This window comes from Flavobacterium yafengii (assembly GCF_030010375.1).
Taxonomy (GTDB): Bacteria; Bacteroidota; Bacteroidia; order Flavobacteriales; family Flavobacteriaceae; genus Flavobacterium; species Flavobacterium yafengii.
In genome coordinates this window covers 1,242,865-1,257,608 of the sequence record NZ_JASCRY010000001.1, presented here as the reverse complement: position 1 = coordinate 1,257,608, position 14,744 = coordinate 1,242,865, and the positions used below count along the sequence as shown (strand labels likewise).

General features: G+C 33.3%; 9 protein-coding genes. 2 read left to right on the top strand and 7 right to left on the bottom strand.

The window, feature by feature from the left end; all coding sequences use genetic code 11:
* Positions 1-45 precede the first annotated feature (45 nt).
* Positions 46-1,497: an amino acid permease gene (locus QLS97_RS05515; RefSeq protein WP_282714818.1), complete on the top strand. Its 1,452-nt coding sequence runs from the start codon at positions 46-48 to the stop codon at positions 1,495-1,497.
* A gap of 74 nt (positions 1,498-1,571) precedes the next feature.
* On the opposite strand, the gene QLS97_RS05510 is transcribed toward QLS97_RS05515, so the two are convergent.
* Together QLS97_RS05510 and QLS97_RS05505 are read right to left on the bottom strand one after the other, a co-directional pair.
* A complete protein-coding gene (locus QLS97_RS05510) occupies positions 1,572-1,799 on the bottom strand; it encodes a PspC family transcriptional regulator (RefSeq protein WP_099714538.1) in 228 nt (75 codons plus the stop codon).
* A gap of 62 nt (positions 1,800-1,861) precedes the next feature.
* Complete coding sequence (locus QLS97_RS05505) at positions 1,862-3,136, bottom strand: DUF2851 family protein (RefSeq protein ID WP_282714816.1); 1,275 nt, start codon at positions 3,134-3,136, stop codon at positions 1,862-1,864.
* A 162-nt stretch (positions 3,137-3,298) separates the two neighbouring features.
* Between QLS97_RS05505 and QLS97_RS05500 the strand changes: the two genes are divergently transcribed.
* The gene (locus QLS97_RS05500; RefSeq protein WP_282714814.1) at positions 3,299-4,972 is read left to right on the top strand and encodes a GLPGLI family protein; all 1,674 of its coding nucleotides are present in this window, start codon (positions 3,299-3,301) and stop codon (positions 4,970-4,972) included.
* A 46-nt stretch (positions 4,973-5,018) separates the two neighbouring features.
* Here the strand turns inward: QLS97_RS05500 and QLS97_RS05495 are convergent, their stop codons facing one another.
* From QLS97_RS05495 to QLS97_RS05475, 5 genes are all read right to left on the bottom strand, one after another.
* Positions 5,019-5,501 carry a 3'-5' exonuclease gene (locus QLS97_RS05495; RefSeq protein ID WP_282714811.1) on the bottom strand — a complete coding sequence of 161 codons (483 nt, stop codon included), beginning with the start codon at positions 5,499-5,501 and terminating at the stop codon, positions 5,019-5,021.
* 99 nt (positions 5,502-5,600) lie between these two features.
* On the bottom strand, positions 5,601-6,962 hold the full coding sequence (locus QLS97_RS05490; RefSeq protein WP_282714809.1) for a pyridoxal-phosphate dependent enzyme: 1,362 nt from the start codon (positions 6,960-6,962) through the stop codon (positions 5,601-5,603).
* A gap of 207 nt (positions 6,963-7,169) precedes the next feature.
* Positions 7,170-9,092, bottom strand: coding sequence for a putative porin (locus tag QLS97_RS05485; protein WP_282714808.1), 1,923 nt, complete (start codon positions 9,090-9,092; stop codon positions 7,170-7,172).
* 425 nt (positions 9,093-9,517) lie between these two features.
* Positions 9,518-11,062 carry a RagB/SusD family nutrient uptake outer membrane protein gene (locus tag QLS97_RS05480; RefSeq protein WP_282714805.1) on the bottom strand — a complete coding sequence of 515 codons (1,545 nt, stop codon included), beginning with the start codon at positions 11,060-11,062 and terminating at the stop codon, positions 9,518-9,520.
* 11 nt (positions 11,063-11,073) lie between these two features.
* A complete protein-coding gene (locus QLS97_RS05475) occupies positions 11,074-14,118 on the bottom strand; it encodes a SusC/RagA family TonB-linked outer membrane protein (RefSeq protein WP_282714804.1) in 3,045 nt (1,014 codons plus the stop codon).
* Positions 14,119-14,744 lie beyond the last annotated feature (626 nt).

Here is a 14,744-nt window from a genome sequence, read left to right as displayed (position 1 = left end):
AAACTATACATTTGGAGCTTAATAACAAACAAAACCATATAACCCATGTCAATTTGGAAAACTAAACCACTATCGGTACTGCTAAATGAAGCATCAGAATCCGAAAAAGGATTAAAAAGGACTTTGTCTTCACGTTCATTAGTAGCACTTGGAGTTGGAGCAATTATTGGAGCAGGATTATTCTCATTAACAGGAATTGCTGCCGCAGAACATGCCGGTCCAGCAGTTACACTTTCATTTATTTTAGCCGCTGTAGGATGTGCTTTTGCTGGACTTTGCTATGCTGAGTTCGCATCAATGATACCCGTAGCAGGTAGTGCTTACACGTACTCTTATGCAACTATGGGAGAATTTATGGCTTGGATTATCGGTTGGGATTTAGTTCTTGAATACGCATTAGGAGCCGCTACGGTAGGTGTGAGTTGGTCTCGTTATTTACTCGAATTATTAAATAAATACGGAATACATCTTCCCCATGATTTGATATGTTCTCCCTGGGAAACACTAAAATTAAGTGACGGAACAATTATAGAAGGCGGAATCATTAATCTTCCTGCTATTTTTATCGTTTCAATGCTATCTTTATTATTGATAAGAGGAACTAAAGAATCTGCATCTATAAACAACTTTCTAGTTGTTGTAAAAGTAATAGTGGTTATCATGTTTATTGTTTTAGGCTGGAGCTTTATTGACACTGCGAATTACACACCTTACATTCCTGAAAACACAGGAGTTTTTGGAGAGTTTGGATGGTCAGGAATTGCTGCAGGAGCTGGAACTGTATTCTTTGCTTTCATTGGGTTTGACGCTGTTTCTACTGCTGCTCAAGAAGCAAAAAATCCACAAAAAGGGATGCCAATTGGTATTTTAGGATCCCTTGTTATTTGTACTATTCTATATGTATTGTTTGCACATGTAATGACAGGTCTTGTTCCTTATAATGAATTTGCAGGAGATGCAAAACCAGCAGCAACTGCATTTGCAAGAACAGGATATACATTTTTACAAACTGGGTTAATCGTAGCTATTTTAGCGGGTTATACTTCGGTAATGCTTGTGATGTTAATGGGACAAAGTCGTGTTTTCTACACGATGAGTAAAGATGGTTTATTACCTTCTTTCTTTAGCGATATTCACGCAAAATTCAGAACACCATGGAAAACAAATATTTTCTTCATGGTATTTGTGAGTCTTTTTGCAGGTTTTGTACCTGTAAGTGATTTAGGTCACATGGTAAGTATTGGGACATTATTAGCATTCGTTTTAGTATGTATCGGAGTTTTGGTAATGCGTAAAAAAATGCCAGATGCACCAAGATCTTTCCGCACGCCTTTAGTGCCTTTTGTACCAATTGCAGGAATTCTGATCTGTTTAGCCTTGATGTATTCATTGCCAAATGAAAGCTGGGCGAGGCTTGTAGTATGGATGGCATTAGGTGTTGTTATCTATTTTGTCTATGGAAAGAAAAATAGTAAACTAAACAATCCAGATAAATAAAATTTCATCATAAATAGAAAAGGGATTATAAAGTACTTAAATACTTTATAATCCCTTTTTTCATTTATAGCTATTTACAAATCAAAAACCGAGGTGCGTTTGGCCCGAATTAAATCCTTCAAACGAATCCAAAAAGCCAATGTGAGATAAACCGCAAACCACAATCCTACAGTAACAAAAGATAAATAGATAAAAAACAATCGTACACTACTGGCACGCATTCCTAAAGTATCAGCTAAACGAGAAGAAACATGGAAACCGTGTTTTTCAAAAAAAAATTTAAGTTTAATTACTACTGACATTTTATGAATTATGAATTATCTACAAAATTACAAAATTATCCTATTGACTCATTTTCTAATTACTAATTATTATTTTTCAATAATTCTGCACCTATAGCACATTCTAAACACTTACTTTTATTACAATACTCACTCTTGAGCTGCAACAAAGATTGTGTTTCAAAAGCACTTTTTGGCTGTATTCCAAAAGAAGTGAATTTTTCTATAATGGTATTTTTCTCCGCAACAACTTCATTTAAAAGTAGTATTAAATCCTCAGAAATTTCTTTTCCCTGACTTTTTGCAAAAGCAAATTGAATTGGAATTATAGTGTTTATTACAATTAAATCAATGAAAGATTTTGAAAGTCCCTTATTTTTATTCGGACTTTCTTTATCAAACTGATAATGGTTTTTCCAATATTCAGAGGCCGTAATCTTAAACAATTCGTAAGTGCTTTTTAATGAATTCAAGCTACTTATTTTCGAAAATAAATTCTGCTGACTGTGGTATAAATTAGCTAATTGCGAGAGACGTATCGTCGGGAAATTATCAGGTCGGTGCTTAAAAAACTGCATCGGTTCTATACAAACTTTCTCTATTTGATACTTATGCAACAAGTAGAAATATCTGAATTTTAAATCCTTAAAATAGTTGTCTTCTTTTTCGGAATCCAATAATCTGGCAGTACCAAAAATTAAAGCTTCCATATTTTCGACTTCAAAACTTTCCTTTCTAATTATCGAAAAAGGAATAGATTGCGCCATTTTATAAAAGATTTCACCGTTTGTATTTAAACCAAAATTCTTAGCTAACAAACAAAATAAAACTCCTTCCCAATCTTGATTGGTTTGTTCCAATAAATCAAATATGGGTTGCGATTTTCTTTCTAACCGTTCAAAAAATAAACGCTCTTGCCAATTTCGCAATGTAAATACGTCAACTTCTTTTAGCTGCTTTTCGCAAAAAATCCATGATTTTGGAGTCATCAAAGACTGGTAGTTTTCCACAGTTATTTTTTCAACGTATTTTTTTAATTCTAAAACAGGAATTTCAGAATTATCGCTTCTAAAAACTGCCATATCATGCTCCCAAACCACATGCAAAATTACGTTTTCATAACCCGTATCTTTTTCGTGATGATGCACGTACCAATCCGAAGATTTAAGGTGAATTTCAACGTTGCCAGCCCATTTTTGAGGACCAATAACTATCTGAGCATTAAAAAAATCAGGACCTGCCAATTCTAGATATTGACCTACATTGACAATTGTAATTTCCTCGTTGTTGACCGTTTTTAAATTCAAAGTGTCAAACTTCTTAAACTTCCAGAGGTAATGCAGAAAATCTTCTTTCATTTGTTTAAATTTAAAGAATCAGACACTAAAGTAACGAAAATTATTACAAATAAATACATCAAAATGCTATGATAAAAAAAACTTATTCATTTCCAATATAAAGAAACATCAGCTAAAAATCTTACCCTAATTTTTTATATTTGCGCTCCTAACTCTATTACCATGAAAAACCACTTCATTTTATTCTTTGTTTTTTGTTCTGTCTTTTCAGCTCTAGCTCAAAAAAATATTAAATCAATAAAAATAACTTATACCAAAAGTTCAAACGGCACCCTCATTGAAAACCAAGATCCAATTTTAGTTTTTACCAATGAGTTAAAAACACAAATCACTTCTGAATCCATATTTAATAAAAAAGCCTCTTTCCCTTTCGAATACTACAATATCTATAGAGATACCAATACATATGACCAGTTTGCAAATCTAAATGAGAACAAAGTTATTTTCACAACAGATAGTCTTTCATTAGCAAAACAAAATTTTGAAATTACCAACGAAACCAAAACTATTTTAGGTTATACCTGCAAAAAAGCAAAAACAGTAATCAACTCAAATACCATTGAATTATGGTTTACCAATGATATAAAAGTAAAAGGTGCACCAACAATCTTAGGACAAGATCTAGGTTTAGTGCTCGAAATGGTTAGAAATGGGAATTATATTACCGCTGCCTCAAAAATTGAAGTCCTAAAAGAATTCCCAATAATAAGAAAAAGTGAAGCTCCACAGAGAAAAGTGGATTTATTAACGTATAAGGATTTAATCTGGAAAAGTCGATTTATCAATATTGCTGTTTTTGACAAAGAAATCATCAACTTTTCGAATACATCCCAATCAAATGACAGCATCTTGCGGTTTGCCAATGGAACTATAATTATCAAAAAAGTAAAAGTCCCAGAAATAAAAAAAGGAAACCGAATTTTTGTCGATGTAACAGAGCAATCAAATGGTGACGTTTATGACAGAACTGGTTCCGTATTTTTAATTCCTACTGACAAAAACATTTCGTTTCTTGATGGCTTGAAAAATGGAGCAAAAGCATTGCCTATATACGAAAATGGAAATGGTGAAAAATATCAAGGTGTGATTCGAACAGAAAATTACGCCCCACTTTTAGAATTGATGCGCTTTTTTACTCCTTTTGGCGTAAAGCAATTCAATACGCTTCAATTGAAGAATAAAGTGTGGCAAGACAGTGTTTATTACCGTCAGGATATTTCAGAAATGCTTCCTGCCTTGAGCAATAAAGAAGTTTGGATTGGGATGAATATTGGGAACTACGACAACGGCGGACACAAAGCTAGCCTAAATATTTCTATACATCCAGAAGAAGAAAACAAACCAAAAAACACATGGTTATTACCTCTTTTTAACACTAATAATGTCATGGAAATGGCCGGTCAACAGTATGCAACCATGTTCAACACCGAGAAAGGATTGGAAGTGACTTTTGATGTTCCCGAAGGCTTCAAGAATTTCAAGTTACGTTACATTACCACTGGTCACGGCGGCTGGGAAAATGGAGATGAATTTGTACCCAAAAAAAACACAATACTCGTTGATGAAAAAGAAGTTTTTGCGTTTACGCCATGGCGAACGGATTGTGGTTCCTATCGATTGAGTAATCCCGCATCTGGAAATTTCAGCGACGGATTGTCCTCTTCCGATTTAAGTCGTTCCAACTGGTGTCCAGGAACAGTAACTAATCCCATTTATATTGATTTAGGAAATCTTTCACCTGGAAAACATACGATACAAATTAAAATCCCTCAAGGCAAACCAGAGGGATCAAGCTTTAGCTCTTGGAATGTTTCAGGTTGTTTGATAGGAGACTAAAAAATAGAATTCGGTTTTTTTTTGCCAATATAAAAAAACCGGTAAGTTATCTCAAAATGTACAATTTGGCACAAGCCCGAGCATCTGATAACGCTTCGTGATGATTTAAAGCTATATTCATTTCTCGACAACAATCACTTAATTTAGTTGGTTTCAATCCTTTGGCTTTGTAGATTTTTACGGTGCATTCCCAACGCGAAGCAATATTCAAATTGGCATAATCAAAACCATAAAGCGCCATTGATTTGGCCAGGACATTTCTGTCAAAACTCTCATTATGAGCTACGACCACTCTATTTTGCAGACGTTTTTGAATTTCAGGATACACTTGCGCGAATGATTTTGCATGCACCGTATCTCGTGGATATATCCCATGCACTTGAATGGTAAAGGGAGAATATAGATTATTTGGAGGCTTAATTAAACTAATAAACTCATCTACAATAATTCCGTTTTCTACGGTAACAATTCCCACAGAACACGGATGGTATGCAGTTGCGGTTTCAAAATCTATGGCAGTAAAAGTCATATTATATGTTTGTTATAAATCTGAAAAGCCACAAATTTAACGAAATAAATGCGTCAAATTCATGGCTATAAAAATTTTAATACCTTGAATTATAAAATCTTATTTAATTGATCCAATAATGTCATATTTGGTAATAATATGGTGACTTCCATTTTCTAATTCAATCAAAACGGCTTCATTTTCTTTAGTAAATAATCGAGAGACTTCTTCTATTGAAGTTCCAAATTTCACTATTGGAAATGGTTTCCCCATAACTTCTTTGATTGGCTTGTCAGCAACATTTTTATCGGCAACATAACTTTGAAACAAATCACTTTCATCGACGGAACCTACAAAACCTGTGACGTCAATCACCGGAATTTGAGAAATTTTGTATTTACGCATTCTTTCGATAGCGTGTGAAACTAATTCTTCCGTACGAACTACAATCAATGGTTTATCGATATGGTCTTTGATAACGTCTTCAGCTTTTGTAATTTCTTCGTCCAGAAAACCGCGTTCGCGCATCCAATCGTCATTGTACATTTTACCTACATAACGACTTCCGGAATCGTGAAATAATACCACAACAACATCTTCCGGTTTAAAATGCTCTTTGAGCTGCAACAATCCTTTTACGGCTGCACCTGCTGAATTCCCAACAAATATCCCTTCTTCAAGTGCTATTTTACGAGTATAAACGGCGGCGTCTTTATCAGTTACTTTTGTGAATCCGTCTATTAAAGAGAAATCAACATTTTTTGGCAATATGTCCTCACCGATTCCTTCTGTGATATAGGAATAGATTTCATTTTCATCGAAAATACCTGTTTCGTGGTATTTTTTAAATACAGAACCATAGGTATCAATTCCCCAGATTTTGATATTTGGATTTTTCTCTTTCAAATATTTCCCAACTCCTGAAATTGTTCCTCCAGTCCCAACACCAGAAACAAAATGTGCAATTTTACCTCCCGTTTGCTCCCAAATTTCTGGCCCCGTTTGCTCGTAATGTGCAATCGCATTTGAAGGATTATCATATTGATTCACATACCAGGAATTAGGTGTTTCCTCCGCTAATCTTTTGGAAACTGAATAATACGAACGTGGATCAGTAGGCTCGACATCAGTCGGACAAACTACCACTTTAGCGCCTACTGCACGAAGGATGTCCATCTTTTCTTTGGACTGTTTATCTGAAATCACACAAATCAGCTTGTATCCTTTTATAATGGCAACTAATGCCAATCCCATTCCTGTATTCCCTGAAGTTCCTTCAATAATTGTTCCTCCCGGTTTTAATCTTCCGTCAGCTTCGGCATCTTCAATCATTTTTACGGCCATTCTATCTTTTACGGAATTGCCCGGATTGAAAGTTTCTACTTTGGCCAACACCAAAGCGTCAATACCGGCAACTACTTTATTCAGTTTTACTAATGGTGTATTGCCTATTGTGCCTAATATATTTTCTGCGTAGCGCATTTTATTATGAATTTAAGATTGTGATTTGTTGTAAATACTAGTGCAAAGATAGTATTTTGTTATAAAATATTCTTGTTTACACTATTTTGCGTTCGTGATAAAAGCGGCATCCTTTACTTGCTTCCTTTAAGCAAGTAAAGATATAGCGTATAGCACGATAAAACGCCCAAGAAAAGAGCATTGAAAGGCTATACTATTTGTCGCAAATTAATTAAAGAAGTTCCAAATTAACCCTAATCGAATCGTGAAATCACGTGATGGGTTATTTGGTGAAGAATAAAAATTATTACCCGAAAGAGAAGAGTTAAAATGCTCTGCTTTGAAATAAATTCGAGTTCTTTGAATTTTTGCGTTTATAAAAAAATCAAAGTTTGGATGATTTCCAATTTGTTTATCGTTTTGCACAAAAAACTCTCCAATAACCGGATTATAGTCACTTGCATAATATTTAGTAAAATAATTCAGTACAATTCCTGTTTGTAAAAACAAAGCACGTTTGAATAAATAATTGGAGTAATAAAACGTATTTCTTGTTACAATTTCCGGAACATTTAAAACTGCATCTTGTTGATCTACTTTTTGATATAAAATGGTATTATCTAAAGCAAAATTTCCAAATGTCAATTCTCTACTTACTTTTACTGACAAATAATTTATTGTCCCATCATATTGTGACGGAGCCACTATTTGTGTTTTTGCTAATGCTTGTTCAGAAGTTGACGCATCATTAAAATACAAATGATCTTTCAAAACTGAAAATTGTACTTCTGCATCTACCCATGAAGTAATTGCATTAGCGCTAATTGAATTTATTTTTTCGTTCTTAAAATCATTTGACCAGTTGTACTGAACGTAGCTACTTTGATGAAGATTATAATTACTGTTTGGCAATTTATTTATGCTCTGGTATTGAAATGAGAATTGAGTTTCGTCATTAAAATCATATTTTAATTTAGCATCAAGATTTGATAAAGACTGCGCCGTTACTGATCTTGAGTATAAAAATTTACCATTCCATTTATTTTTACGATATTCATATTGACCACCAACACTATTAATTTCCTGGCTGAATGAACTTGGAATCACATTTTGATTATCAAAAATCAATATTTGGTCGTAATAATAATTTGATCTAAAATCATCGGCAAAAAACTGGAATTTACCTAAAGTGGCGTTCTCATAAACCAGCCCTACTCTATTGTACATTTTGTTATAACGCGTTTGATCATTTATCCCGCTACTTTTAAAAGATTCACCAAATCTATATACAATTGTACCTCCTACTGTTGATGGAACTGTAGCCTGATTGTATTCAAAAAATTTATTTTCATAATTAAACTGATGGGTTAAATACAAGTTATTATTCCCTTTTTCTGAATTTATCCTGAAATTATGGTCCAGAAATATTCTTTTCCCTTTAAGAAATGACTTAGCATCTGAAAAATAAACTTCAAATCGTTGGCGATTATTATAGTTTGGATCTTCACTTTCGAAATCATCTATTGTAGTTATCCCTCCATTTTCCTCATTCAGAATATCTTGAAAAGTATAATGCGCTTTAGCAAAATAGCGCTTATTTTTGGTATTAAAATTTGTTGTAAATCTAAAATTACCTGTGCTGGATAACTGATTAATATACACCCCTTCTGAACGCAATCCTTTGTATGCAATAGAAAAATTAAGGTTTTCAGAAGTATTTAAGGTTATAAATGCATCTACAGATTGCCCTTTTCTTACGGTAGTTTTAAAATACAATTCGGTCACAGGCGTAGCTACAGAACTATACCTTATTTGATTCGCTTCTAAAAAATTAAAATGTTTTGCTTTAAAACCAAATTCTGGATACGGTGAAAAATCAGTCAAACTATACTGCAACGTATTATAGGTTTGTCCATCATTTGCAAAAGGTAAAAGTCCAAAAATATCTTTTCGCAAATAATTGTGACTGTATTCTTTTTGAATGGTAAGAGAGGTATCAATGTAAGTTGTATCGTTATCGATTGTGATAAATCGATACATGTCGATGGTGGCGATTTTAGCGGTAGTTGTGTCTTTAATTTGCTTTTGCTGACTTAAATCTTGTGCTATACATATGTTAGTGAGTAATAATAAAAATATTGCTTTTTTCATAAATAAATAATACAGGAATTAATTTCTCAGCAGAAAATATGATTTAGTCTCATGATACAGTTTTAAATATTTGTGTAAAGCTATAAAAAACGAAAACAAAGGTAGTTAAATAAATAAAAAAATTGAGGTAAACATTAATCAAACTCAGTTTTTAAAATTTTAATTCAACGTTAATTATCTATTAGCATTAACCAATTGGTTCATAAATTCATTCGCATAAATTTTAGATTTTGATTTCAATCTAATAACAAATAATTTTTAACGTGCAAAACAAAAGACAAACAGTCACTTATAAACTCAAATTTAAAATCCTCACCAAAAAATCAATGATGAATAAAAAAAAGTTGCAAGAAATAAATCTTGCAACTTTTATAAAATAATCTGATTAAATAATCAGTATTGTCTATTAGGACATTAACTTATGATTAGTAACCGTCGTTTTGCTGTATATCAGCATTACCATTAACCTCAACTTGTGGGATTGGCAAAGTAAATTTAAAACTACTTAATGGCAAGTTAGATGGATTAGCCGCTGGAAAACTCCAAGCACTTGATGCATACTCAGAAGCATCTCTCTCTAAAGAAGCACCTGCTAGAGTACCAATACGTTTTAAATCAATAAATCTAAAACCTTCAAAAGATAATTCCTTTCTTCTTTCATCCAAGATACCTTTCCATGCAGCTTGCGGATTAGCAAATACAGGAGCTAGTTGTGCCGTTGGGAAACGAGCATCTAATATTGCTTTCAAATTCGTACCAACACCAACTAAATCACCAGCAGCTGCTCTCGCCTCGGCTCTAATAAAGTACATTTCTGATAGTCTAGACACCATAAAGTCTGGATTAAAACCATTTGTTGCAGTAACAGCAGATTGTCCACCATGTTTTTGTAAAACAATAATATCAGTATTTCTGACATCTGCAGAAGTAGTGTAATTAGGATCAATTAAAGATGAACTTGTACCGTTTAAGAAAACAGTAGTATTTAGCCTGTAATCCCCTGAAACAGCAGTAAGTTTATTGTATAATGATCTACTTACTTCATAAAATGGAGAACCATTTCTCCTATTTGCTATAGAAACCCAACCGTTGTTTAAGTTTGTGCCTTGTGCATTTTGCTGCACAGTTCTTCTTAATCTGAAAATAACCTCTGTATTTACAGGCTCATTGTGCGTATGGAAAACAGCATCATATTGAGCCTGAGTATTAGCCAATGTAATTCCTGACGTAGTAATCACAGTATTAGCAAAAATTTCTGCATTAGGATAATCACCTTTTAGTGCGTAAGCACGAGCTTTTAGCGCTTGAGCTAAAGCTTTAGAAGGATAATACGTTTTGTTAGAATATGCTGTAGCTGTATTAGCATTAAAAATACCTATTGCAGCATCTAAATCAGCATGAATTAAGGCATAAAAATCAGCATTTGTAGTCCTTTGTGGTTTCTCCGTAGTAAGTATAATTCTGTCCGCTAAAACTCCAGCTAACGCAGCACCGTCCTTAGGATTAGGAGAAAAATAAGATAATATCTTAATGTGCGCTAATGCTCTTAACACTAAAGCTTCCGCTTTAGACCTATTAATAAGTTGCTGATTAGCAGGACTAGTTGCAACCACTTTATCAGCAAAAGTAATAACACGATTAATTCTTGCTAATGCAAAGTATTGTGATTGCCAAATAGCAGCGGCTGAACCATTACTAACATTCATTAAAAAAACATAATCTGTAGTGATACCTTGACCACCGTTTTGAGATCCAGGAGCAGCTTCATCAGTAAAAATAGAACTAAAAACGTAATCTGCTCTATTGGTCAATATATTCATTGATGAATTTACCAAATTGACTAAATCACTACTCTTAGTTACAGCCACTTCTTCGGTAAGAGAACCGGGAGTGAAAGGCTCCAACAACTCATCTGAACACGAAACAAAAAGTGTCAATGATACTATTAATATTCCAAATATTTTCTTCATAATTTTTCTAATTAAAATTTAACATCTACACCGAAAGTGTACAATCTTGGAGTTGGGTATTGATATACATCGTTAGTTCTGCTACTTTCAACATCAAAACCTTTCCATTTAGAGAAAGTTAATAAGTTTTCTCCTTGTAGGGAGAATGACACTGCAGTCATAAAAGTACCCTTTAAGAATTTTTGCGGAACATTGTAACCTACTTGCACATTTCTCATACGAATATAAGAAGCATCTTTAAGGAAACGATCTGATTCATCACCTAACCCTAAATTACCGGCATTTAATGAAGGAACATCAGTATTAGTATTTGTTGAAGTCCAAGCATTTAACAAATCATCCGTTACGTTAAATTGACCTATATTTCCTACAGAATATAAATTATCTAAATCGTAATCAAAACGAGCTACATCATATGCAAATGTAAATAAAGTGGAAGCATAAAATCCTTTGATACTGAAATCAAAACCAAAACCACCTTGATACTTTGGTAAATTATTCACGCCTGCTCTTCTTTTATCTGCTTGAACTGGATTTTCTGTTGGATTTCCTGCTGCATCCTCAAATAATAAGTTTCCGCTTACTGGATTTACTCCTAAATATTTATACACAAAAGGTTCGTTAATTCCACCACCATTCTCACTAACAAAAAGTCCAGCACCTGAAAATATTTGTCCAGCACCTTGAATATTGGATACAAGATTCGTGTTACGTGAACCGTTAGCTTTAATTGTTAGAGATATTTCTTTGTCTTGATTTCTAATGATATCATAAGCCAAATTTAACTCTACACCTTTGTTAGTAACAGTTACATCAGCATTTTGAGTTAAAGTTGCTGTACCCGAAGTTGAAGTAACCGGATTTTCTAAAAACAATTGAGATGTTTCTCTATTGTAATAATCAGCTGCTCCTCTAAGTCTCCCTTTAAACATTTCAAAATCTAATCCAGCATTCCATTGCGTAGTTGTTTCCCATTGCAATTCTGGAAAACCAAAGTTAATTGCATAACCTGTTCCACCATTGTAAGTATTGTTTGCAATACTATATATATCGGCAAAACGAGGGGGTTGAATACCTGCAAAAACATCACCTGTCACAACTCTCTGATTACCAACAGTACCGTAAGACCCTCTCAATTTCAATACATCTATAAAAGAAACATTATCCATAAAAGCTTCCTCATCAAGATTCCATCTACCTCCTACAGAGTAAAACGTACCCCATTGTTTGTCCTCAATAAATCTAGAAGAACCATCTCTTCTTACGGAGCCAACAATACCATACTTATCCTTGAAGTCATAATCAAACGAACCGAAATAAGATATCAAATCATTTCTAACGTTACGCGCTGAAACTTGAGGTACATAAAAATCATTAGTACCAGTATCACCTGCATAACCTGCTCCTGTATTAGGAACAAAGATACCTTCTATTAAACCTCTTTGTCTAATGTTATTAGTATACAAACGAGAATGATTGTATTCCATGTTCGCATTAACATTGAACGTATGTTCACCTAGCGTTTTACCATAATTGATTTGCCATAAATTGTTAAAATACCACTCTCTTCTTGAATTTATGTCCTCAAAACCGGTAAAAGTTTGACCTGCAGCCTGGAACAACAATGCATTGAAAGAGTTTGGAAACTCAGATTGAAAAAATCTAGTATCTAATAATTGACCATTTAACCTACTACGTATTACCAAATCCTTAGTAATATCATATGAAAAATCTGTAGCAACATCAACACGTACCTCATCCGTTTGGTTTTTGTATTGTTGTAATTTATCTACTAACATAATAGGAGTAGCCAATAAACCTGGAGTATTATTGTAATAATCTAATGCTGACTGAGGGCCTGTATAAATACTTGGAGAAACATAAGGGGCTGATATAAAAGCACCTAAAACATAATTTCTATTAATAGCACCTTCACCTAAAGTAGTCGCTTCATTGTTTTTACTGAAACCAAATGAAGTGTTAACTTGATATTTAAATCTATCATTTGCAGATTTACCATTGATATTATTTCTTAATGTAAATCTTTTTAAACCAGTTGTAGCTAAAATACCTTGTTGCTCAAAATAACCCAAAGAGGTGTAAGAACTAATATTTTGACTACTGTTTTCAACAGCTATGTTATGCGAAGTTGTATTTGATTGATTAAAGAAATAATCAACCCAGTCCGTATTAATGGCATACGCTGCAATTTGTGCATCAGTTAACGTAGCTCCCAAACCAGAACCGAAATTTTGTTCAATCTTCAATAACTGCTTAGAGTTAGCATAACTGTATTTTGGTTTTTGCAATTCTCCAACACCATACTGAGAGCTTGCTCTAAACGTAGTTTTAGACTCTCCAAACTTTGCTCTTCTAGTTCTAATAACAATAACACCATTTGACCCTCTGTTACCATACTCAGCAATTGCCGCAGCATCTTTCAGTACAGAAGTAGACTCAATGTCATTAGGGTTGATAGAACGAAAGTTGTCACTGTTTGACGGAAAACCATCAATCACATACAAAGGATCTGAGTTACCTGTAATAGTACCTACCCCTCTAATAACAACCGTTGATTTTGCTCCTGGTTGACCAGTACTAGCTGTAATGTTAACCCCAGCTAACTGACCTTGAAGCGTGTTAATAGCGTTTGCGTTTGGTCTATTTTCAATAGTTTTACTGGATACTGTGGCATCTGAAACAACAGCTTTCTTTTTAGTTACTGTTCTGTACCCTTGAACTACTACCTCAGCTAAGACCTTAGCATCATTTTGCATTGATACGTTGATGGAATTCGAAGCACCAACTGTTTTTGACGATTGAGTCATCCCCACGAAAGAGAAAACCAAAACATCGCCTGTTTTTGCTTTAATAGCATACTTCCCATCAAAGTCAGTTTGTACTCCTGTCTTAATACCTTTAATTAAAACGTTTACACCAGGAATAGGACCTGAAGCATCAGAAACGACACCTGTAATAGTTCTTTCTTGTGCAAATGCAAATTGCATGGACAATGCCAATAGCAATGAAAAAATCCATTTGAATTTTGATCTCATATTAATTTGTTTTGAATTAGTTATTTCACAAAAATCATAATAATTTCTTAAAGAAACAAATTTATTTCACAAATAACGAAATTAACATTTGTTAATTTTTTCACTCAAAACAATAGGTTCCTTAATCATTTTTCACATTCAAGCCATATTGTTTACTAATATCTCTATATAAACTTATGTTTTTATCAAAATTAATCCAACTATAAACCAATTTAATTTTAACACCAAATTTAGGAAATCAGAACTTATGAATCAAGTCGAAATTGACTCACTTGCCTGTTAACAATACTTCCATAATATTCCCTGTTAATTTTCAAAAGAGTTATTAAATTAAGAAAAGCTAAACTAGAAACTCTCTTTTACAAAAAGTAATGAAAGTAATTTAAAAAGAAATTACAAAAAATTTAAATTATAAGCTAATTTATTAGAATAGATTTTATTTCTAAAAGTAATCTGCTATTCTTAAATTCACAAAATGAAATAAATTAAATATAAATAGCCTAGACATAGCCATGTCATTTTATGACTCTTGAAAACTATCAATTAAAGCATCGAATAAGAACAAATTTAAAAAAAACAGTTGCAAGAAAAAGATCTCGCAACTGTTTGAATAGCAATTAATTTAA